This window comes from Kribbella sp. NPDC059898, assembly GCF_042730855.1.
GTDB lineage: Bacteria > Actinomycetota > Actinomycetes > Propionibacteriales > Kribbellaceae > Kribbella.
Window position 1 is genome coordinate 293,292 of the sequence record NZ_JBHWKR010000009.1, and the last position, 20,400, is coordinate 313,691.

Annotated in this window: 21 protein-coding genes; 7 read left to right on the forward strand and 14 right to left on the reverse strand. The window is 69.1% G+C overall.

Translation table 11 applies throughout. The features are described from left to right. Positions 1-12 precede the first annotated feature (12 nt). Together ACFV9C_RS27675 and ACFV9C_RS27680 are read left to right on the forward strand one after the other, a co-directional pair. Positions 13-945, forward strand: a complete 933-nt coding sequence (locus ACFV9C_RS27675; protein WP_380198155.1) for a dihydrodipicolinate synthase family protein — start codon at positions 13-15, stop codon at positions 943-945. 31 nt (positions 946-976) lie between these two features. Further along, complete coding sequence (locus tag ACFV9C_RS27680; protein WP_380198158.1) at positions 977-1,687, forward strand: FadR/GntR family transcriptional regulator; 711 nt, start codon at positions 977-979, stop codon at positions 1,685-1,687. A gap of 4 nt (positions 1,688-1,691) precedes the next feature. Here the strand turns inward: ACFV9C_RS27680 and ACFV9C_RS27685 are convergent, their stop codons facing one another. Genes ACFV9C_RS27685 through ACFV9C_RS27705 form a run of 5 tightly spaced genes read right to left on the reverse strand, consistent with a single transcriptional unit; the run spans position 1,692 to position 7,483 of the window. Further along, complete coding sequence (locus ACFV9C_RS27685; protein WP_380198160.1) at positions 1,692-2,204, reverse strand: HD domain-containing protein; 513 nt, start codon at positions 2,202-2,204, stop codon at positions 1,692-1,694. Beyond that, positions 2,201-3,841: a DNA repair helicase XPB gene (locus ACFV9C_RS27690; RefSeq protein ID WP_380198162.1), complete on the reverse strand. Its 1,641-nt coding sequence runs from the start codon at positions 3,839-3,841 to the stop codon at positions 2,201-2,203. Before ACFV9C_RS27690 ends, ACFV9C_RS27685 begins: the two co-directional genes overlap by 4 nt. 56 nt (positions 3,842-3,897) lie before the next feature. Further along, positions 3,898-6,180, reverse strand: a complete 2,283-nt coding sequence (locus ACFV9C_RS27695) for a helicase-associated domain-containing protein (protein WP_380198164.1) — start codon at positions 6,178-6,180, stop codon at positions 3,898-3,900. Then, positions 6,177-6,704: a kinase gene (locus ACFV9C_RS27700; RefSeq protein WP_380198166.1), complete on the reverse strand. Its 528-nt coding sequence runs from the start codon at positions 6,702-6,704 to the stop codon at positions 6,177-6,179. Before ACFV9C_RS27700 ends, ACFV9C_RS27695 begins: the two co-directional genes overlap by 4 nt. After that, on the reverse strand, positions 6,701-7,483 hold the full coding sequence (locus tag ACFV9C_RS27705) for a GNAT family N-acetyltransferase (protein ID WP_380198168.1): 783 nt from the start codon (positions 7,481-7,483) through the stop codon (positions 6,701-6,703). The genes ACFV9C_RS27700 and ACFV9C_RS27705 overlap by 4 nt, the downstream gene beginning before the upstream one ends. Positions 7,484-7,585: 102 nt before the next feature. Between ACFV9C_RS27705 and ACFV9C_RS27710 the strand changes: the two genes are divergently transcribed. Beyond that, on the forward strand, positions 7,586-8,353 hold the full coding sequence (locus ACFV9C_RS27710) for an alpha/beta fold hydrolase (RefSeq protein ID WP_380198170.1): 768 nt from the start codon (positions 7,586-7,588) through the stop codon (positions 8,351-8,353). Here the strand turns inward: ACFV9C_RS27710 and ACFV9C_RS27715 are convergent. Both ACFV9C_RS27715 and ACFV9C_RS27720 read right to left on the reverse strand, forming a co-directional pair. Next, entirely contained in the window at positions 8,343-8,705 is a 363-nt protein-coding gene (locus ACFV9C_RS27715) for a DUF427 domain-containing protein (RefSeq protein WP_380198171.1), read from the reverse strand. The two genes, ACFV9C_RS27710 and ACFV9C_RS27715, sit on opposite strands and share 11 nt — an antisense overlap. 41 nt (positions 8,706-8,746) lie before the next feature. Further along, positions 8,747-9,796 (reverse strand): hypothetical protein, encoded by a 1,050-nt coding sequence (locus ACFV9C_RS27720; RefSeq protein ID WP_380198174.1) that lies wholly within the window; start codon positions 9,794-9,796, stop codon positions 8,747-8,749. 76 nt (positions 9,797-9,872) lie between these two features. Between ACFV9C_RS27720 and ACFV9C_RS27725 the strand changes: the two genes are divergently transcribed. Next, complete coding sequence (locus ACFV9C_RS27725) at positions 9,873-10,436, forward strand: TetR/AcrR family transcriptional regulator (protein ID WP_380198176.1); 564 nt, start codon at positions 9,873-9,875, stop codon at positions 10,434-10,436. Here the strand turns inward: ACFV9C_RS27725 and ACFV9C_RS27730 are convergent. From ACFV9C_RS27730 to ACFV9C_RS27755, 6 genes are read right to left on the reverse strand one after another with little or no spacing between them, the layout of a single operon-like run. After that, entirely contained in the window at positions 10,410-11,177 is a 768-nt protein-coding gene (locus tag ACFV9C_RS27730) for a metallophosphoesterase (protein ID WP_380198179.1), read from the reverse strand. The two genes, ACFV9C_RS27725 and ACFV9C_RS27730, sit on opposite strands and share 27 nt — an antisense overlap. A 19-nt stretch (positions 11,178-11,196) precedes the next feature. Continuing rightward, on the reverse strand, positions 11,197-12,432 hold the full coding sequence (locus ACFV9C_RS27735) for an Nramp family divalent metal transporter (RefSeq protein ID WP_380198181.1): 1,236 nt from the start codon (positions 12,430-12,432) through the stop codon (positions 11,197-11,199). 60 nt (positions 12,433-12,492) lie between these two features. Further along, a complete protein-coding gene (locus ACFV9C_RS27740; protein WP_380198183.1) occupies positions 12,493-13,101 on the reverse strand; it encodes an SIMPL domain-containing protein in 609 nt (202 codons plus the stop codon). Positions 13,102-13,134: 33 nt separating this feature from the next. Next, a complete protein-coding gene (locus ACFV9C_RS27745; RefSeq protein WP_380198186.1) occupies positions 13,135-13,512 on the reverse strand; it encodes a HEPN domain-containing protein in 378 nt (125 codons plus the stop codon). Continuing rightward, positions 13,512-14,141 (reverse strand): nucleotidyltransferase domain-containing protein, encoded by a 630-nt coding sequence (locus tag ACFV9C_RS27750; RefSeq protein WP_380198188.1) that lies wholly within the window; start codon positions 14,139-14,141, stop codon positions 13,512-13,514. The genes ACFV9C_RS27745 and ACFV9C_RS27750 overlap by 1 nt, the downstream gene beginning before the upstream one ends. A gap of 57 nt (positions 14,142-14,198) precedes the next feature. Further along, on the reverse strand, positions 14,199-15,656 hold the full coding sequence (locus tag ACFV9C_RS27755; RefSeq protein ID WP_380198190.1) for a restriction endonuclease: 1,458 nt from the start codon (positions 15,654-15,656) through the stop codon (positions 14,199-14,201). 154 nt (positions 15,657-15,810) lie between these two features. Between ACFV9C_RS27755 and ACFV9C_RS27760 the strand changes: the two genes are divergently transcribed. Further along, positions 15,811-17,433 carry an AMP-binding protein gene (locus tag ACFV9C_RS27760; protein WP_380198191.1) on the forward strand — a complete coding sequence of 541 codons (1,623 nt, stop codon included), beginning with the start codon at positions 15,811-15,813 and terminating at the stop codon, positions 17,431-17,433. Here the strand turns inward: ACFV9C_RS27760 and ACFV9C_RS27765 are convergent. Continuing rightward, positions 17,369-18,535 carry an MFS transporter gene (locus ACFV9C_RS27765; RefSeq protein ID WP_380198192.1) on the reverse strand — a complete coding sequence of 389 codons (1,167 nt, stop codon included), beginning with the start codon at positions 18,533-18,535 and terminating at the stop codon, positions 17,369-17,371. The two genes, ACFV9C_RS27760 and ACFV9C_RS27765, sit on opposite strands and share 65 nt — an antisense overlap. A gap of 50 nt (positions 18,536-18,585) precedes the next feature. Between ACFV9C_RS27765 and ACFV9C_RS27770 the strand changes: the two genes are divergently transcribed. Both ACFV9C_RS27770 and ACFV9C_RS27775 read left to right on the forward strand, forming a co-directional pair. Next, complete coding sequence (locus ACFV9C_RS27770; RefSeq protein ID WP_380198194.1) at positions 18,586-19,011, forward strand: winged helix-turn-helix transcriptional regulator; 426 nt, start codon at positions 18,586-18,588, stop codon at positions 19,009-19,011. Positions 19,012-19,142: 131 nt separating this feature from the next. Then, on the forward strand, positions 19,143-20,399 hold the full coding sequence (locus ACFV9C_RS27775) for an MSMEG_0569 family flavin-dependent oxidoreductase (RefSeq protein ID WP_380198197.1): 1,257 nt from the start codon (positions 19,143-19,145) through the stop codon (positions 20,397-20,399). Position 20,400: the final 1 nt, after the last annotated feature.

Here is a 20,400-nt window from a genome sequence, read left to right on the forward strand (position 1 = left end):
TTGGAGTTTCTCTTGACCGAGTCCGCCCGGCTGTCCGGCGTTGTACCGCCGCTGGTCACCCCGCTCACCCCGTCGTACGACGTCGACACCGCATCGCTGGCGCGGCTGATCGAGTACCAGCTGGCCGGGGGTGTGGACGGGGTGTTCGTGCTCGGCACCTCCGGCGAGGGAACGTTCCTGACGGACGAGCAGCGCCAGGTCGTACTGGAGACGACGGTCGCGACGGTCGCCGGACAGGTCCCGGTGCTGGCCGGCGTCATCGACACCTCCACCAACCGCGTCGCCGCCCACGTCTCGGCCGCCCTGAAAGCCGGAGTGGACGGCCTGGTCGCCACGGCCCCCTTCTATGCCGCCACACATCCCGCCGAGATCGAGCGCCACTTCGTGCGGCTCAAGGCCTTGGCGGAGGACACCCCCCTCTACGCCTACGACATCCCCCCACGCGCCGGCACCAAACTCCCCGCATCCCTCATCACCTCCCTAGGCGAACAGGGCGTGATCGCGGGAGTAAAAGATTCGTCCGGCCAGGAAACCTCGTTGCGTGAGCTCGTCCTCCAACGCCGCGAGAAACAGCTGGACCTGACGATCATGACCGGCTCCGAGGTAACGGTCGACTCGTCCCTGGCCTTCGGCGTCGACGGCGTCGTACCCGGCCTCGGCAACGTAGACCCCGCCGGCTACGTACGGCTCTTCAAGTCAGCCATCGCCGGCGAAGCGGCAGCGGCGCGGGACGAGCAGGACCGGCTGTTCCGGCTGTTCGACATCATCAAGGTCCCGGATCGGTTCCGGATGGGCGCGAGTTCGTCGGCGTTGGGCGCGTTCAAGGCGGGCCTCTACCTGTTGGGCGTGATCGACTGCCCGCTCACGGCGTACCCCTGTATTCCTTTGAACGACACGGAGATCGAAGCGATCCGGCCGCTGCTGGACCGCGCCGGATTACACTGAGCGGTCCAACGGGGTCCAAGGGAGGCCGGCAGTGACAACGGGTGGACTCAGTCGGGCACGCGGTGCGGCCGGGAACCAGTCCTTCATCCGGGACGCGATGAAGTCGTACATCCTGGAGCGTGGGCTGAAGGCCGGAGATCCGCTGCCGAACGAGCAGGAGCTGATGGCGCAGCTCGGCGTCGGCCGGCACCCGCTCCGCGAGGCGATGAAGGCACTGCAGGCCGTCGGGATCATCGAGATCCGGCACGGGTACGGCACGTACGTCGGCGAGGTGAACCTCCAGTCGCTGGAGGACGGCCTGGCCTTCCGCATGTCCCAGTCGATGGCCGGCGACCTCCGCGACGTACAGAACGTCCTGGAGGTCCGCCAGGCCATCGAGGTCGGCCTCGCCGACGACGTGGTCGACCACTTCAAGCAGCACGGGTACGAAACCCTCGAACCCATCGTCCAACGGATGGAAGCCCAGGCCGCCGAAGGCCACTACTTCCCCGACGAGGACTGGGCCTTCCACCAGGCCCTCTACGAACCCCTCGGCAACGCCCTGGTGATCGACCTACTGTCCGTCTTCTGGCGAACCTTCGCCCAGGTAGACGCCCGCCTCCCCGGCGCCCGCTACACCCCCTCCGACGCCGCCGCCTGGCACCGAGACCTCCTCAGAGCCCTCGAATCCGGCAACCCCACCACCTACGCCACCTCCATGAAGTCCCACTTCAACGGCATCCACACCCGCCTGGGCGAGTAGGCCGTCACCTGTTCTGGAACGCGAGCCGCTCGTCGGCACCCGCCGCCAGCCCGTCGAGCAAGTCGTCGAGCCGCAGGAACACCTCCCACGGCTCACCACCGATCCGCTCGACGACGAGCTGCTCCAGATCAGGCACACGCTTTGCCTTCCACACCTTGTCGGCGAGGCTGACCAGGAGGTGTTCCAGCGGCGACTCACCGCCCCATGTGCCGTGGGAGCCGGCGAAGCGCGCCAGGTCAGGCGGTACGCCGGCGTCGAGCAGCAGCTGCTCGCCTGCCGCCTCGTGGAGATGTCCGGGCGCGAACAGCTCCTCCGGGTGCCGTACCTTGCCGATGTCGTGGGTGGCCGCGCCGAACCGGACCGCGGTCGCGTCGAACGTGATCGCCGGGTACGTCTCATCGAGCCAGTCCGTCAGTTCGCAGGCGACGTCGTGCACCAACCGAAGGTGAGCCATCAAACGTCGCGGCGCCTTCAGCTGGTGCAGTAGCTCGGTCGCCTCGTCGGGCAGCTGCCTCAAGCGAAGAGATTTTCGGCGTCGACGATGGTGTAGGCGTAGCCCTGTTCGGCGAGGAAGCGTTGGCGGTGGGCGGCGAATTCGGCGTCGATGGTGTCGCGGGCGACGATGGAGTAGAAGCGGGCGGTGCGGCCGTCGCCCTTGGGGCGGAGGACTCGGCCGAGGCGCTGGGCCTCTTCCTGGCGGGAGCCGAAGGTGCCGGAGACCTGGATGGCGACCGACGCCTCCGGGAGGTCGATGGAGAAATTCGCGACCTTGCTGACCACCAGGCGGGTGATCTCGCCGTGCCGGAACGCGTCGAAGAGACGCTGGCGTTCGCGGACGGTGGTTTCGCCCTTGATCACGGGGCATTCGAGGCGTTCGCCGAGCTCGTCCAGCTGGTCGATGTACTGGCCGATGACCAGCAGCGGTTCGTCCGCGTGGTGTTCGGCGATCCGGCGTACCAGCTTGGACTTCGCGGGCGTGGACGCAGCCAGGCGGTACCGGTCCTCCGGCTCCGCGGTCGCGTACACGAACCGCTCGGTCTGCTCCAGGTCCACCCGCACCTCGACGCAGTCCGCCGGTGCGATCCAGCCCTGCGCCTCGATGTCCTTCCACGGGGCGTCGTACCGCTTCGGCCCGATCAGCGAGAACACGTCGCCCTCGCGGCCGTCCTCGCGGACCAGCGTCGCGGTCAGCCCGAGCCGCCTCCGCGTCTGCAGGTCCGCGGTCATCCGGAAGATCGGCGCCGGCAGCAGGTGCACCTCGTCGTACACGATCAGGCCCCAGTCGCGCGCGTCGAACAGCTCCAGGTGCGTGTACACGCCCTTCCGCCGCGTCGTCATCACCTGGTACGTCGCGATCGTGACCGGCCGGATCTCCTTGCGTGCCCCGGAGTACTCGCCGATCTCGTCCTCGGTGAGCGTCGTACGGCGCAGGAGCTCGTCCTTCCACTGCCGCGCGGACACCGTGTTCGTGACCAGGATCAGCGTGGTCGCGGACGCCTGCGCCATCGCGGCCGCGCCGACGATCGTCTTGCCGGCGCCACAGGGGAGTACGACGACACCGGAGCCGCCGTGCCAGAACGAGTCGGTGGCCTGCTCCTGGTACGGGCGGAGCTCCCACCCGTCCGTCACCAGGTCGATCTGGTGCGCCTCACCGTCGACGTACCCGGCGAGGTCCTCCGCGGGCCAGCCCAGCTTCAGCAGGGTCTGCTTGAGGTGGCCGCGCTCCGACGGATGCACCTGGACGGTGTCGTCGTCGAGCCGTTCGCCCAGCATCGGCTTGACCTTGTTGCTGCGCAGCACCTCCTCCAGCACCGGCCGGTCGGTCGTCACCAGCACCAGGCCGTGCTGCGGGTGCTTCTCCAGCCGCAGGCGCCCGTACCGGTCCAGGGTCTCGGCGATGTCGACCAGCAGCGAGTGGGGGACCGGGTAGCGGCTGTAGCGCAGCAGTACGTCGATCACCTGCTCCGCGTCATGCCCCGCGGCCCGCGCGTTCCACAGCCCGAGCGGAGTCAGCCGGTACGTGTGCACGTGCTCCGGCGCACGCTCCAGCTCGGCGAACGGCGCAATCGCCTTCCGGCACTCGTTGGCGTCCGCATGCGCCGTCTCCAACAACAAGGTCTTGTCCGACTGCACGATCAAAGGACCGTCCGTCACCACAGCTCCCATCCACGACACCCGACCCTCCATTGTGCCTGCTCCCGCCAAACCCCTCACTCCACGGGGCGGGCGGCTGAGATTCGGTGGAGGGCGTAGGTGCGGGGTGCTTCGGTGCTTTCGTCGTACGCCGTCAGCCAGCCGTCGGCGACCCGGGCCGGTTCGACGATGCGTTCGGATGCGTGGCCGTTGTGGTCGACGTACGAGATCCACGTGCGGGTGTGGGCCTCGGCGGCGTTCGTCAGGATCGCGATGGTCTCGGCCGGGGCGGCGGGCTCGACCAGGCCCTCGTCGCCGGGGCGTTCGGCGGCGATGCGGTCGCCGGTGCGGACCTTTTCGATCACGGCCTTCACCTGGTCGTCGGTGAGGTCGAAGGCGCTCTCGTTGAAGTCCCGGCTGGTACGGCGACGTGGCGCCTCGCCCCGCCGCGGCGTACCGGTCACATGCAGCGCACCGTCGAACGTCTCCGCCAACGGCGCCAGCCCGGCGTCCCGTAGCCGGCTGAGCACCATGTCGGGCGGTGACGGAGACACCACGACCGTCGGCGCCAACCGGCGGAAGCGCACGCCAGGCAGGTTCGAACTGATCAGGTGCGTCAGCACGTCCTCGTCGTCACACCGCAGGTACGTCGAAGCCGTCCCCAGCCGCAGTACGCCGTGCCGCCGCGCTACGTCGTCGACGAGGTACGCCAGCGGCTGCGGCACCGGAGTACGTGAGTGTTCCGCCAGCCACGCGTGCAACTGCTCAGCCGTACGCCCTAGGTCGAAAGCACGTCGCACAGAGCTCTCACTGAACCGGTAGACGCCAGCACCGCCGTCCGACTCCACATTGGCCATGGCTGACAGTTCGTCCTGCACAGAGCGCACCAACGGACCAGGAGCAACAGCCGTGAGGTCAGCCTGCAACAACACCTCAGAAACCGGCTCCGGCATCAGGGGGCTGATCGCTTCGGCCAGCTCGTCAACCGTCGGCTCAGCACCGAGCAAGGGCTGCGCATGCTTCGCCAACGACCCCAACCCCGTCAGCCCAAGCAGAGCCGCCTCAGACACGCTCCACTCGACCAGGTCGTCGCGGAACTGGCCGCCACGCCGAGGCCGGTGCCAGGCCACCCACGTCACCACAGTCTCCGGTGCAGGCGCCGTACCCGAGCCGGCGTCAGCCAGCGCCTGCAGCGCCAGCAAGCGAATCTCCGGCGCCAGCAACCGCTCCAGGTCCGGGGCCAACGCGTTGATCAGCCGCTCGCGCGCAGCCGCAGTACTGCCCGTGCTGTCGCGCCGTCCGATCAGCCCGATTGCCCTGAGCCCGGAGAACCACGCAACCACCAGCTGAGCCCACCGATGCGCCAGGTCCAGCTCGAGCCAGTCGTCGTAAGCACTAGTCGGCAGCCAGAGCTCGCCGTTACCGACTTCGACCGCAGCGACCAGCCCGGCCGCATAGGCCAATTCCAGCACAGCCGCAGCCGTATGCTCCTCGGCGCCGATCTTCCCGGCCAGACTGCGGACCTCCCGGACCCCAATGCCGCCAGTACGCAGCACTGGCGGCGGCTCCGTCCCCAGCTGCTCCAAAGCCCGATCCACCAGTCGCACCACGTCCAGCGCAGCACCGGCGGCAGCCCGGTCCGCGATCGCGGCCGACACCTTCTTGCCGTCCACCGGCGGCGGCACCGGACGGGTCGACGCCAGCACCCGTCCGCCCCGCAGATGCAGCCCGATCTGCCGCGGCAGCACGACGGTGTTCGGGTCCTTCGGTACGACGAGCCCGCGCGCCAGCAACCGCTCCACCGGCGTCCGCGCGGACGCGATCGTCACCGGCCGGTCCGCCTTCTCCACCGAACCGGTCGGCGGACCCCACGTCAGCTTCTCCAGTACGGCGCGCGCGTCCGGTCCCGCGTCGTCGATCAGCTTGTCCAGGTCGCCGAAGTGCCGCGTCGTACTCGGACCGAGCCCGGCCGGTGTCGGCCCGAGCAGCTCGTGCACTGCCCGGATCGACCGCAGGTCGTCCTCGGTGCCCCACACCAGGGCAAGCTCCAGCAGCTCGGCGACCCGCGGCTGGACGACCTCCGTCGGCTGCCCGACGCCCTGCGCCAGCGCCTCCAGGTCGACCGGCTCGGGCAGCGCGGACAGTGCCTCCAACAGGTCCACACCGAACTCGTCGAGCCGATTGATCGCGCGCGCCGCCGAGGCGTTGCTGGTCGCCCGCGCGGCCAGCTGCCCGGTGTCGGCCGGGATCGGCAGCGCCAGGTCGGGCCGGCGGCGGAGCAGCTCGCCGAGCGCGGCGTCGTCCCAGCCCCGCAGTGCCTCGGCGAGGGTACGGGGGCGGGTCGGCTCGGTAGTGCTCATCCTTCCAAAGGTACGGGATCCGCGCGGAGGTCGGTCAGGATCCGTGCCACCGTCTCGTCGAGAGCGCTGTCCGGGCCGATCACGGTCTGCTCGACGCCGTCCAGCAGGTCCCGCTCGCGGTACCACTCCTGCATCATCGCGGGGTCGACGCCAGGCATGTCCCGGGTCCCGTGCCGTACGACGGTCTCCGCGAACGGGATGTCGAAGTAGTAGTGCAGCGTCGTCCCGCGGTGCTCGCCCGTCAGCCGCCGCAGCATGTCGCCGTACCGCCCGGCGTTCATGATGCCCTCGAGCACCACGTCGTACCCGTGGTCGAGGGCGTACCTGACGTTCAGGTCGATCAGCCCGATGTTCAGCCCGCCCGGTACGTCGTGCTCGCGCAGCAGGATGCGGCGCAGGTGGTCCTGCTCGACCCACGCCGTACCGCGTCCGAGCTGCTCGCGGAGCGTACGGGCTGTTGTGCTCTTGCCGGAGCCCGAGTTGCCACGCAGTACGACGAGGCGGGTGCTCGGGCTCCCCGTCACTCGGCTGCTCCGGTGTGGCCGATCCGGTGGAAGCCGACGCGCTCGTAGACCGCAGCCACCGCGTCGTCCTCGGCCGAGAGCAGTACGAGGTCCACACCGTTGTCCAACGCGTGCTGGACGAGCGTTGAGGTCACGGCTGCGGCCAGGCCGCGTCGCCGGAGCGCGGGCAGCGTGCCGACGCCGACGATCTCGCTAGCCGTGCCAACCGGCTGGTGAGTACCAGCAGCGACCAGGCCGTCCTTGGTGAACGCTCCAGCGCCGACAAACAGGCCACGGCTCACCCGTTCGCGTAACGTCGCCACCATCTCGTCTGAGATCTGGGCGGCCGCAGTGTCCCGCTCAGCAGGCCCTGCGTTCCCAACGGCGGTACCTGACTCGCCAAAGGCCAGGTTGACGACAGCCCGTGCCTGGCGGATGACGTCTTCGTCACCAGACAGGACCTCACAGCGCGCATCAGCCACGGCAGGACGGAAGTCAGCACGGTCCAGCACCAGCAACGGGTGCTGAACGACCTCGAGCCCGGCAGCCGCCGCAGCGTCTCCCAGCGACGGGCAGGTCTCCACGACCCACTCGAAGGCCAGCGGGATGTCCAGCTCGGCGCAGCGCTTCCGCACCAGCTCGACGTCGCTAGGCTCGATCGTGACGCCGGAACCGGGCACAGGGCGCGCGTAGTACGGCCAGACCGTCGTACTGCGGAACAAGGTGAAGGGACCGACCTGCTCAGGCTCCGCCCCGGACAGCGGGACAGCGTGGAGGTAGTCGTCGACTCTGGTAATCATCGCGAAGCAGTGAACCACCCGGACCGGTCACTCGCCAACGGTTATGTCGAAATGCCGCGGCCCGCTCCGACGTACCGTCCGACAGCAGCCAAGGAGGAGCAGATGGAGAAAGTGACGTCCGCGGACGGTACGACGATCGCGTACGACCGCGTGGGCACCGGGAGCCCGGTGATCCTGGTAGGAGGCGCCCTGTGCGACCGGAACTCGCACCGCCCGCTGGCCGAAGCGCTGGCGGACGAGTACGAGGTGATCACGTACGACCGGCGCGGCCGCGGTGACTCCGGGGACACGGCGCCGTACGACGTTCAACGCGAGGTGGAGGACATCGCCGCGCTGCTGACGGCGACCGGTGGTACGACGGCCATCTACGGGCACTCGTCCGGGGCCGCGCTCGCGGCAATCGCGGCGGTCACGCTGCCGTTCAGCCAGGTCGTCATGCACGAGCCGCCGTACGGCCCGGACAACGCGGACACGGACGACGACGGCGGCCAGGTGATCGAGGCGCTCCGCGATGGCCGGAACCAGGACGCGGTCGAGCAGTTCCTGCTGATGACAGGTCTCCCGAAGGAGGTCGCGCAGCAAGTGGCCGCCACGCCCGGCCTGGCGGACGTCGCGCCGACGCTGCCCTACGACTTCGCCGTCATGGGGCACGCCCTCGACCACGGCGGTACGCCGGTCGCGCTGCTGCGACGAGTCACGCCGGACACGCTCGTCCTCGCCGGCACCGCGACCGCGCCGTTCATGATCGACGCCGCGCACCGCGTCACCGAGATCCTGCCGAACGCGACGTACGCCGACCTGCCCGGCCAGCAGCACGCCGTACCTCCGGAGGCCTTGGCTCCGGTGCTGAAGAACTTCCTCAGGCGATGATCTCGATCGTCACCTTGTCCGGGTAGAACGCGACGTGCTCCCGGATGTCGGCGACCGCGTCGTACGGCTGCTCGTACGTCCAGACCGCGTTCTCCGCGTCCGGGAGGCTGTAATAGGAGGCATCGCCCTTGTAGGGGCAGTACGTCTGGTGGTCGGTGCGCTCGAGCTGCGTGAAGTCGACGTCCGCCCGCGGGATGTACTGCACCGCGGGGCAGTTCGCCTCCTGCAGCGACAGCGCGTCCCGGGTGTCCGCGACGACCCGGTCACCGACCTTCACGACGACACGGTCCGGATTCTTCACCACGGTGATCGGGTGGTCCGGCCCGGGAATCTTCACAGTCTTCTCCGCCATAACCACCGACAACCCCGCGCGCCCGCCGGCCATTCCCGCACTCACGGCTGCGAGATGGCGGCCCCCGCGGCTTCGGCCAGGTCAGGCCCGAGCGCGCAGGCCGGCGTGTACGCGCCGCGCCGGCCCTCGCCGCGGGCCAGTCGTACGGCGGTCTCGGCGGCCGCGGCCGAGGTGAAGTCCATCGCGTCGTCGGCGCGCAGCCACGCCTCGCGCGTCGTACCGTCCGCCCACGTCACGACCGCGTGTCCCCACGAGTGCTCGCGCGGCCGCGGTGCGGGCTTGAACTCCATCGCCGCCATCCGCCGTACGGCGAACCGCTGGAGCGCCGGGATCCTCAGCAGCGCACCGGCGGCGGGCAGGATCGCCCGGACCAGCGGCGCCGACGGCACCAGACCACTCGTCGCCACCACGTCCGGCGCTCCGCTCGCCAGGTGCGCCGCCAGCAATTCGCCGGTCGGACCGCCCGCGGACTTCGCCGTCTGCCCGTCCGGCAACGCGTGCGTCCGCGGCTCGGCAGCCAGCCGCGCCGGGACCTGACGACCGCCCTCGTACCGCCGGCCGCCCGTCGTCAGCCCCGACACGATCGACCGCGCCAGCGCCTCGCCCAGCTGACCCGCCGTGATCGCGACCGACGGCAGCGCGTCCACCCGGACCCGAACCGGCGCCGGCCGATCCGCACACAGCCACGCGACCACCGCCTCGGTCCCCAGTACGCCGAACCCGGCCCCGGTCACGAACGTACTGCCGCCCGCCACCGCCTCGTCGTGCAGTGCCAGCAACCGCGGCATCGCGACCAGGTCGTTGGCCAGGTCAACGTAATGCCCGCCGGGCAGGCAGGCCCGCGCGATCGGTACGGCGGTCTCGGCGTACCCGCCGATCGTGTTCACCACCACGGCCGGCCGCTCCGCGGCGATCGCCGCCGCCGGATCAGCGGTCGCGACCACCTCGGCGGCACCGAGCCCGAGGTCCGCGGCCGTCTTCCGGAGCCGCTCCGCGCTGCGCCCGACCAGCACCGGCGTACCGCCACGGGCCGCCACCGCACGCGCGATCTCCCGCCCGGTCCGGCCGGTCGCGCCCAGAATCCAGATCATCCGAATACTCCTTATGTCTCACAGTGTCATCACTCACGATAACACCCTGAGACATCACGCTTGCTAGACTCCGGGCATGGCGCGATGGGACCCGGGTGCGGAGCAGCGGCTGCGCAAGGCCGCGCTCGAGCTGTACGCCGCGCACGGGTACGACGCGGTCACCGTCAACCAGATCGCCGAGCACGCCGGCCTGACCCGGCGCTCGTACTTCCGCTACTTCCCGGACAAGCGCGAGGTGCTGTTCGCCGGCTCCGAACGGCTGCCGGCCGCGGTGCTCGACGCGCTCCGGGCCGTCGACGCCGACGTCCGCCCGTGGCCCGCCGTGCTGCAGGCCGCCGCGACCGTCGGCGAGTTACTGGCCGAGCTGGCCGAGGACACCGACGTACGCCGCGCCGTGATCGCCGCGAGTCCCGAGCTGCAGGAGCGCGAGCGGACCAAGCTCGCCTCGGTCACCGCGGCGCTACATGACGGGCTCGTGGAGCGCGGGCTGTCCGCCGAGGACGCGAACCTGCTGGCGCAGATCGGCTCGGCGGTGTTCCAGAACGCGTTCAGCCGCTGGATCGACGGCCGCGGGCAGCAGACCTTCCGGTCCTGCCTGGACGCCGTCGTCGCGTCACTCGGCCGAGAGCTCGACGACTAGGCACGGCCCGCCGTCGAAGGCGCCGCCGTCGATGCCCAGCACCAGGCCGTCGGCGTACAGGTGCGGGCCAGTGAGGAACTCCGGGTCGATGTGCAGCTGGTCGGCGATGATGCTGTGGCCATGCACGATCCGCGTCCCGCCGAGGTGCTGCAGCATGATCCGCGCGACCTCCGGGCCGCTGTCGCCGCGGAACGCGTACCGCGACGTCATCCGGCGCCAGATCTCCCACCACACCTCGATGTCGTCGGAGTGCAGCTCGGCGCGGGCCGTGGTGTTGATCTGGTCGAGCGTGTCGCCCCACTCGACGTACTCCGCGGTGTCCGAGTGCATCAGCAGCTGGTCCGCGTCCTGCGCGAGGAACGGCTGGTCGAGCAGCCAGGCCACCTCGTCGTCGGTGAGCAGCTCCTGGTCGCGGTCCTGGCCGCCGTTCAGCGCCCAGGAACGCTCGAAGCTGCGCAGCGTGATGCCGTCGTGCGGGACGAACGTGTCGCCGAACCTGTGCATCCCGAGCGCGAGGATCTCGTGGTTCCCGAGCAGCATCCGGACGGCGCCCTCCGGTGCCTGGCCGATCAGCTCGCGCACATACCGCAGTACGCCGATGCCGTCCGGACCCCGGTCGAAGAAGTCGCCGAGGAACCACAGCCGGGTGTCCTCGGCGGCCCAGTTGCCGTCGGCATCGGTGAGGCCGGCCGCATGCAGCGCGGGCTTCAGTTTCTCCAGGTGGCCGTGGACGTCGCTCACGGCGAACACCCGGGTCACGTCAGCCTCGCACGGTCAGCACGATCAGTACGACGTTGAGGGCCGTGACGGCGGTGGCTACCAGGCATGCGGTGAGAGTAGTCGCCCGGCGGTTGACGAGGTCGCCCATGACGCGCCGGGATGCGGTCAATCTCACCAGCGGCCAGAGCGCGCACGGGATGCCGAAGCTCAGCACCACCTGCGAGATCACCAGCGCGCGGCTCGGGTCGATGCCGATCGCAAGCACCAGCAGCGCGGGCGTCAGTGTGACCAGCCGTCGTACGGCGAGCGGTACGCGGCGCTGCAGGAAACCGTCCAGGATCACGGATCCGGCGTACGTGCCGACCGACGAGGAGGCGAAACCGCTGGCCAGCAGGGCGAGTGCGAACAGCAGCGCCGGGAGGTGGCCGATCCGGTCGCCGATCGCGACGTGGGCCGCGTTCAGCGAGTCGGCACCGGTGCCCTTCAGGGCAGCCGCGGCGAGTACGACCATGGCCAGGTTGACCGCGCCGGCGAGTGCCATCGCGACCGCGACGTCGAGCCGGGTGGCGCGCAGTACCCGGGATTTGCCGTCGTCGGAGCGGATCGCCTTCCAGTGCCGGTCGGTGACCAGTGCGCCGTGCAGCCAGATCGCGTGCGGCATCACGGTCGCGCCGAGCATGCCGGCCGCGAGGACGAGCGACTGGGTGCCGTCCAGCCGCGGCACGAGTCCGCCGACCACGCCGCTCGCGGACGGCCCGGCCTGCGCGGTCGAGACGACGAAGCCGAGCAGTACGACGGCGAGCAGGCCGATGATCGCCGCCTCGAACGGGCGCTGCCCACGCTTGGACTGGTAGATCAGCAGCCCGAACGACACCGCGCCGGTGATCACGCCGCCGAGCAGCAGCGGGATGTGGAACAGCAGGTTCAGCGCGATCGCCCCGCCGACCACCTCGGCCAGGTCGGTCGCCAGCGCGACGATCTCGGCCTGCGCCCACAGCCCGGTCGAGGTCGAGCGCTTGAAGTGGTCACGGCAGAGCTGCGGCAGCGTCCGCCCGGTCGCGATGCTCGCCTTGGCCGCCAGGTACTGCACCAGCACGGCCATCAGGTTCGCCCCGACGACCACCCAGCACAGCAAATAGCCGTACGTCGCACCGGCGGCGATGTTGGTGGCGAAGTTCCCCGGATCGACGTACGCAACGGCCGCGACGAACGCCGGCCCGAGCAGCAAAAGCCCGGACCGACTCAGTTGCCGCCGCAGCGGGGCCGGTGCGTACATGAGAGAAGTCTCGCCGACGGAACCCACCGCGCAACCCCTGTGCGCGATTTGAGACGCCCGTTACGCCCAGGCGAACGTCACCTGCAGCGAAACCTCGACGGTGTGCTCACCTGGCGTGATGTTCAGGTTCGACTCGTAGGGCTTCGATGCCAGCATCCGGACCACGGGGACGCCGTCCGGGCTATGTGTCTCCGACACCGTTGTCACCGGGCCGAGCGAGTACCCGGCCAGCCCGGCCAGGTGCTCCGCCTTCTCCCGCGCCTGCCGGAACGCCAGCTCGCGTGCCTGCACCAGCAGCGCCGACTTGTCCTCGATGTCGAACTGCATCCCGTGCAGCCCGAGATCGTTGCCCGCAGCACCGACAGCCGCGTCCAGCAACGCCCCGAACCGGGTCAGGTCCTTCGTCTCCACGTGAATCGTGTGCGCCGCCCGGAACGCCGTCGGCGCCCCCGGCTCCCGGTAGTCCTGGTACACGTTCACCGCACTGGTCGCCAGCTGGTCGACACCCTGCGCCCGGAGCACGGCTGTCACCGCGTCCGTCCGCTCACTCACCTTCGCAAGCGCACCAGCGACGTCCGGCTCCGAGTGCTCCACGGAGAACGTCACCCGCAACACATCCGGCGTACCACTGACCTGCCCTGACCCGACAACACGCACCCCTGTGTCCATGCCCGCCAGTCTTGCATCGCCACCAAGCCCGAGTCAGTTAGGCGTGACAGCCACTGCTGTTTCGAGCAGGCGGGCTGCCCACTCGATGCTCTTGGCTGCGTCCGCAGTGGAGACGGAGGCGCTCTGGTATTGCGACTTGGACTTGAGCCTCAGCAGCCGGGACAGCGTCGTACTGCAGTCCCGGCCGGTGGCGCCGGCACCCTTCAGCTCTGCGATCGCCTCGGCGTGGTTGTCGGACTTCTTGCTCCGGCCGGTGAGGGCGAGGCAGATCGCGTCCTTGGAATTGATGCCTGACGTGACCGCGTTGGATGCTGCTGCGTTGTAGAGCTGGAGGTCGTTGGTCAGCTCAGCTGCTTCTAGGAACTCGCGGGCCTTTGCCAGGTGGGCTCGGGCTTCGTCGAGTGCTGGCACTAGCCGGCCTTTCGCTTGAGGGCTTGTTGTGGGGTGGCGCCGGCGATAGGCAGGGCGTCCCGTCTGAGCTCCGTCACGAGGCGTGCTCGATGACCGATGAGGTCCTGGACCTCTCCGGCGCTGTACTCGACGACCTCGCACGAGTTGCCGGACCACAGGCTTGTGTGGGCCGCGAGTGATTCGACCTGTTCGAGCCAGGTCGGATCCGAATCGTCGACGGAGTCCGGCCGGACAACCAAGAGATCCAGATCGCTGTCGGCGTCGCCCTGTCCGCGAGCTGTCGAACCGAACAGCCAGACCGCCGTCGCAGGTATCGTCCAGGAGTCGGCTTCTGCCTTGATTCGTTCGAGAAGTACGTCGCGGAGCCGCGCCAGCTGATCGATTGCGTCAGCTGCTACATGATCCCGGTTGAGCGTGTACAGCCGAGCGCGCCCGGCCGGCTCCGCGAGGACAACGCCGTTGCTGACCAGGTCGTCCAGCACTTTCTGTACGCCGCTCGGGCTTGCGGGCGAATGCAGCAGTCCCGCCACCGCGCGTCCGGTCAGTGCACGATCGGTGCGCGCGAGGACGCCGAGAATCCGGCCGTGGAGTCCCGGGACGACACTGGAAACCGGCTCTGAGAAGCGCATGCCAATCAACCTCCATTGCCCACTATATCAGGCATATGGCCACTTTTTAGAACATAGTTAACTGGCTCTACGAACGATGCGCGCGGGGATGTCGTGTAGGTGGCAGAGGGAGAGGAGGGCGGTGCCGTCGATGAGTTGGAGGGGTTTGCCGTTGGCGAACTGGTAGCTGGTGGGGCCGAAGCCTGAGGTGGTGATCAGGATGCCCTTGGTGGCGCCTGCGTCGACGACGGTGCCGAAGAGGTCGCGGACGGCCGACGGTGGGACCGTACGGGTCCAGAGCTTCGCCTGTACGACGAACTTGCCTCCGGTGATCGGCCGTGGGTCGTACGCGACGCAGTCGATGCCGCCGTCGGTGCCGCGGCGGAACAGTCTGGTTTCCAGGCCCATCCGGGTCAGCAGGTTGTGCACCAGGTGCTCGAACGACTCCGGGCTCAGGTCCAGCAGGTTCGGGCGGGCGTCGATCTCGCTGATCACGTCCACCGCCTCGACGATGCGCGGGTCGGTCAGGTCGAACTCCAGCACCGGTTCCACCGGCTGCAGCTCCTCCGGGTGCCGGGAGACCTCAGCAGCGAAGTAGTGCCGTACACAGGCCACCGGGTCGAGTTGGTCGAGTACGAGCGCCTGGTACTGCTCCCGGGTCGCCCGCAGCGTGATGAGGCACGGCCGTACGGTTTGACCGGTCGTGAGGTCGACCGACTCCACCATGCCGTTGAACACGACTGTTTCGACCACGCCGTACCGGTCACTGCCAAAAACGAGGTGTAGCGCGCGCAACGCGAGCTGTGCGACCAGTTGCTGGTACAGCCGTCGTAGCTCGACAGGGTCTCGCGGCACCGCCAGTACGGCGTCCAACGCGCGGTCATAGCGGTACGACGCCTCCGCAGGTACGACGCTGACGTCCGGGAGGTCCCACTCGACCGCGAGCAGCGTCGACTCGGGCACGTACCCGACCTTGTGGCGCCGCGGGAAGTCCAGCGGCTCCGGGTGACTGTCCAGCGCCTTCGTGAAGTACCGCGTCACCGCCGCGCGGGCCCGGCTCTCCACGGCCCGTTCGTACGCGTCGATCCGCGCATGCTGTTCCGCGGTGGTCTCGTCGAGCCGGCGCTGTCGCTCGACCTGCTCCCGCAGTGCCTTGGTGACCCGCTCGCGGCGGGTCTCCTCGGCGGCCCGGTGCCGTTCGATCGCCTCCGCGAACCGGTCCTCCGCGTCGGCGAGCCGTCGCGCGAACCGGCGCTGGGCACCCCACCACCGAAACGGCGGGTGGGGCACGAACGCATCCCAGACAGGTCCGGGATGCGCCTCGAGATCAGCCGGCGACACGGTCGGCGGAGCCCGCCGCGGTGCCCGTTTGAGGGTCTGCAGATCGGTACCGTGGACAGCGACGGCGAGCGCACCGGCGAGGATGTTCTCCAGCGCCTGGACGTGTTCCCGCACCGCAGCGGTACGTTGCGCCGCCTCGGCTGTGCGGCCGGGCGGACGGTCGCTGCGGGCATGACCTTCGGCAGATCGGCCCATCGCCTCACACCTCTCTCCTCCAATGTAACGGTCCAACCACGCTGTGCGACCGAATATGACGGAGAGTTGGTAAGGACATTGCTTGCCGTCCACCCCCTGTTTCCTGCGGCACGTGCACTTGCAGGGGCATTCGTGGCGGGTGAATATGACAAGCATGAGCCTTCCGTCGTACGCGTCCGGGGTGTCCGAGGTTCCGTTGCTGGGCGAGACGATCGGCGCGAACCTCAGACGGACGATCGCGGCGTACGGCGACCACGAAGCGCTGGTGGAGGTCCAGACCGGAAGGCGCTGGACGTACGACGAGTTCGGTGCGGAGGTCGAACTCGTGGCCCGCGGCCTGATGGCGCGCGGGATCGCGCAGGGCGACCGGGTCGGCATCTGGGCGCCGAACCAGGCCGAGTGGACGATCACGCAGTACGCCACCGCGCTGATGGGCGCGATCCTGGTGAACATCAACCCGGCGTACCGCACCCACGAGCTCGCCTACGCGCTGAACCAGTCCGGTGTCCGGCTGCTCGTCTCGGCGACCGAGTTCAAGACCAGCAACTACCGCGCGATGGTCGACGAGGTGCGCCCGAACTGCCCGTCGCTCGAGGAAACCATCTATCTCGGCACCGGCGACTGGGACGCGCTCCGCGACGACGCCGATCGCATCACCGTCGACGAACTGAACGCCCGCGAGGCCGAGCTGTCCTTCGACGACCCGATCAACATCCAGTACACCAGCGGTACGACGGGCTTCCCGAAGGGCGCGACGCTCAGCCACCACAACATCCTGAACAACGGCTTCTTCGTCACCGAGACGATCGCGTTCACCGCCGACGACCGGCTCTGCATCCCGGTGCCCTTCTATCACTGCTTCGGCATGGTGATGGGCAATCTGGGCTGCACCACTCATGGCGCCTGCATGGTGATCCCGGGGCCGGCGTTCGATCCGGCCGCGACGTTGCAGGCCGTTCAGGACGAGCGGTGCACCGGGCTGTACGGCGTACCGACGATGTTCATCGCGGAGCTCGGCCTGCCGGACTTCGACGAGTACGACCTGAGCAGTCTGCGGACCGGGGTGATGGCCGGGTCGCCGTGCCCGGTCGAGGTGATGAAGCGGTGCGTCGCGGACATGCACATGGCCGAGGTCGCGATCTGTTACGGGATGACCGAGACGTCCCCGGTGTCCACGCAGACCCGCCGCGACGACGACCTGGACCGCCGTACGTCGACCGTCGGCCGGGTGATGCCGCACGTCGAGGTGAAGCTGGTCGACCCGGCGACCGGCCTGGTCGTCGAAAGAGGTGAACCGGGGGAGCTGTGCACCCGCGGGTACTCCGTGATGCTCGGGTACTGGGACGAGCCGGAGAAGACCGCGGAGGCGATCGACCAGGCGCGCTGGATGCACACCGGCGACCTCGCGACGATGCGCGACGACGGATACGTGAACATCGTCGGCCGGATCAAGGACATGGTGATCCGCGGCGGCGAGAACGTTTACCCGCGGGAGATCGAGGAGTTCCTCTACACGCACCCGTCGATCGCCGACGTCCAGGTCATTGGTGTACCCGACGAGAAGTACGGCGAGGAGCTGTGCGCCTGGATCAAGCTGAAGCCGGGCGTGGAGCCGCTGGACGCCGCCGCCGTACGGGCGTTCGCGACCGGGAAGCTGGCGCACTTCAAGATCCCGCGGTACGTCGTACTCGTGGACGACTTCCCGATGACGGTCACGGGCAAGATCCGCAAGGTCGAGATGCGGGAGAAGTCCGTCGAACTGCTCGGACTGAGCTGACCAGCGCCCCGAGACCGAAGGCCGCGCCAAGGAGGCAGACGGCGGTCCAGCCGGCGCGTTCGTAGAGCGCTGTCGAGGCAATCGCCCCGACGGCGCTGCCGAGCGAGTAGAACACCATGTACGCCCCGATCAGCCGGCCGCCGGAGCCGGGCCGGTAGATCATGCTCTGGTTGGTGACGTGGATCGCCTGGACGGCGAGGTCGAGAAGGACGGCCCCGATCGCCAACCCCACCAGGGAATGTGCCGTCACGAGCCAACTCGTTGCCAACAGCACCGAAGCGCCTACCGTCACCACCGGCCCCCACCCCCGATCAGCCAACCGGCCCGCCGGCCCCGCCGCCAGTGCGCCCGCCGCCCCGATCAACCCGAACGCTCCGATCTCGGTGTGCGACAACCCGCGCTCGCTCAGCGGCAAGGCGATCGAAGTCCACAAGGTGCTGAACGACGCGAAGCTGAAGAACGCCCGAACAGCACTCTCCCGAAACGGTTGCTCCCGCCAAAGCCCAGCAGTAGAAAGCAGGAGCTCCCGATAGTTCAACGGAGTCCGGGGCTGCGGGGCAGAGCGGACGAACAACAGGGCGATGACCAGGCACGCGGCGCAGGCGGTCAGGTAGACGGCTCGCCAGCCCAGCAGGTCGGTGAGGATGCCGGAGGTGGTTCGGGAGAGGAGGATGCCCAGGACTATTCCCGTGGTGACGGTGCCGACCGTACGCCCGCGTACGGCGGGGTCGCTGAGCGCGGCGCCGTACGCGACGAGCGACTGGGTGACGACAGCGAGCGCGCCGACCGCCGCCAGGCCGGCGAGGAGCATGAAGGCGTTGCCGGCGAGTCCGGTGACCAGTAGCGCAACGGCCAGCAGCGTGAACTGGAGGCGGATCAGCCGCCGCCGGTCGAGGAGATCGCCCAACGGCACCAGCAGGAACAGGCCGAGCCCGTAGCCGAGCTGGGTGACGGTCACGAGCGCACCGACCGTCTCCGGCCGGACCCCGAGGCCGGCGCCGATCGTGACCAGCAGCGGCTGCGCGGCATAGACGGTCGAGACCGCGACACCGGCGGCCACCGCGAGCAGCACCCGTCCACCAGCTCCAAGATTTGGTTGCATCTTGCCACCGTAAGAGATGTTGGTAGCATGTTGCAACCAGGAGGTGTGGAATGGTCAAACGAACCAGATTCGACGACGAGAGCTGCCCGGTCGCGCGTTCGGTGGACGTGGTCGGCGACTGGTGGTCGCTGCTGATCGTGCGCGACGCGTTCGACGGCAGCCGCCGCTTCGGCGACTTCCAGCGCAGCCTCGGCGTCGCGAAGAACATCCTCACCGCCCGCCTCAGATCCCTGGTGGACAACGGAATCCTCGACCACACCGACCGCGACTACACCCTCACCACCAAGGGTGAGGCGCTCTTCCCGGTGATCGTCGCGCTCCGCCAATGGGGCGAGACCTTCGCCTTCGAGCCCGGCGAACCGCATTCGCAGCTGCTGGATCGCGAAAACCAGCAGCCGCTGCGGCCCCTCGAGGTCCGCGCCGCCGACGGCCGCCGCGTCACTCCCGACGACACCGAGGTACGCAAACTGCCCTGATGCGTGGTTACCCACGCGAAACACCGGCGGCCGATTCGGAAACCTGAGTTTGTTCCGGGGGCAACAGCGGGGCAACCGGGCGGTCCTTCACTGGAACACATCCAGGAAAGACCGAAACCCCGGGAGCCGGCATGCAACTCACCGACGGTGCACACCATCCCGTCGTCGTGATCGGCGGTGGTCAGGCGGGCCTTGCGACCAGCTGGCAGTTGCGCCGGTACGGCGTGGACCACGTGGTGCTGGAGGCGGACCGGGTCGGCGGCGAGTGGCGGAACCGCCGCTGGGACTCGTTCTGCCTAGTCACCCCGAACTGGCAGTGCCGGCTGCCGGGCTTCCCGTACGACGGTCCGGATCCGGACGGCTTCATGGTCCGCGACGAGATCGTCGGCTACCTGGAGGACTACCGCCGGGCGTTCGACGTACCGATCGTCGAGTGCGTCCGAGCGACGCGGCTCGAGGCCGGGTTCCGGATCGGCACCACCGCCGGCACGATCACGGCCGGCCAGGTGGTGGTCGCGACCGGTCCGTACCAGTCGCCCAGGATCCCGCGGCTGGCCGAGCGGATCCAGGTCGTGCAGCTGCATTCCTCGCAGTACAAGCGTCCTGAGCAATTGCCGCCCGGTGACGTCGTCGTGGTCGGCACCGGCCAGTCCGGGTGCCAGATCGCCGAGGATCTGCACCTGGCCGGGCGGACGGTCCACCTCGCGACCGGTACGGCGCCGCGGGTGGCGAGGCGCTACCGCGGCCTCGACGTGGTGACCTGGCTGGATCGGATGGGCTACTACTGCAAGGGGATCGACGAGTTCGACGATGCCGACGCGGTGCGCCTGCGGGCGAACCACTACGTCACTGGCCGCGACGGCGGACGCGACATCGACCTGCGGAAGTTCGCCCGGGAAGGGATGCGCCTGTACGGCCGCCTGCTAGACGCGGACCGCGACACGCTGCACTTCGCCGACGATCTGCAGCAGAACCTCGACCACGCGGACGCCGTCTCCGAAGGAATCAAGGACGCGATCGACGCGTACATCTCCGCCGAACGGATCGACGCTCTCGAGGAGGCGCGGTACGAACCGGTCTGGGAGCCGTCCGAAGTGCCGGAATCCTTGTCCCTGCAGGGGATCGGGGCGGTCGTCTGGAGCACCGGCTTCCGCCGGGATGACGGCTGGATCCGGGTGCCGGTCTTCGACGGCCAGGGCTATCCGACCCACCGGCGCGGGGTGACGAACGTACCGGGCCTGTACTTCATCGGCCTCCCATGGCAGCACACCTGGGGTTCGGGCCGCTTCGGTGGCGTTGCGGACGACGCGGAGTACCTGGCCGAACGGATCGTCGAGCAGCGGGCCGGCGTGCACTGGATCGCCGGCCTGCATCGGACGGTGGCCTGAG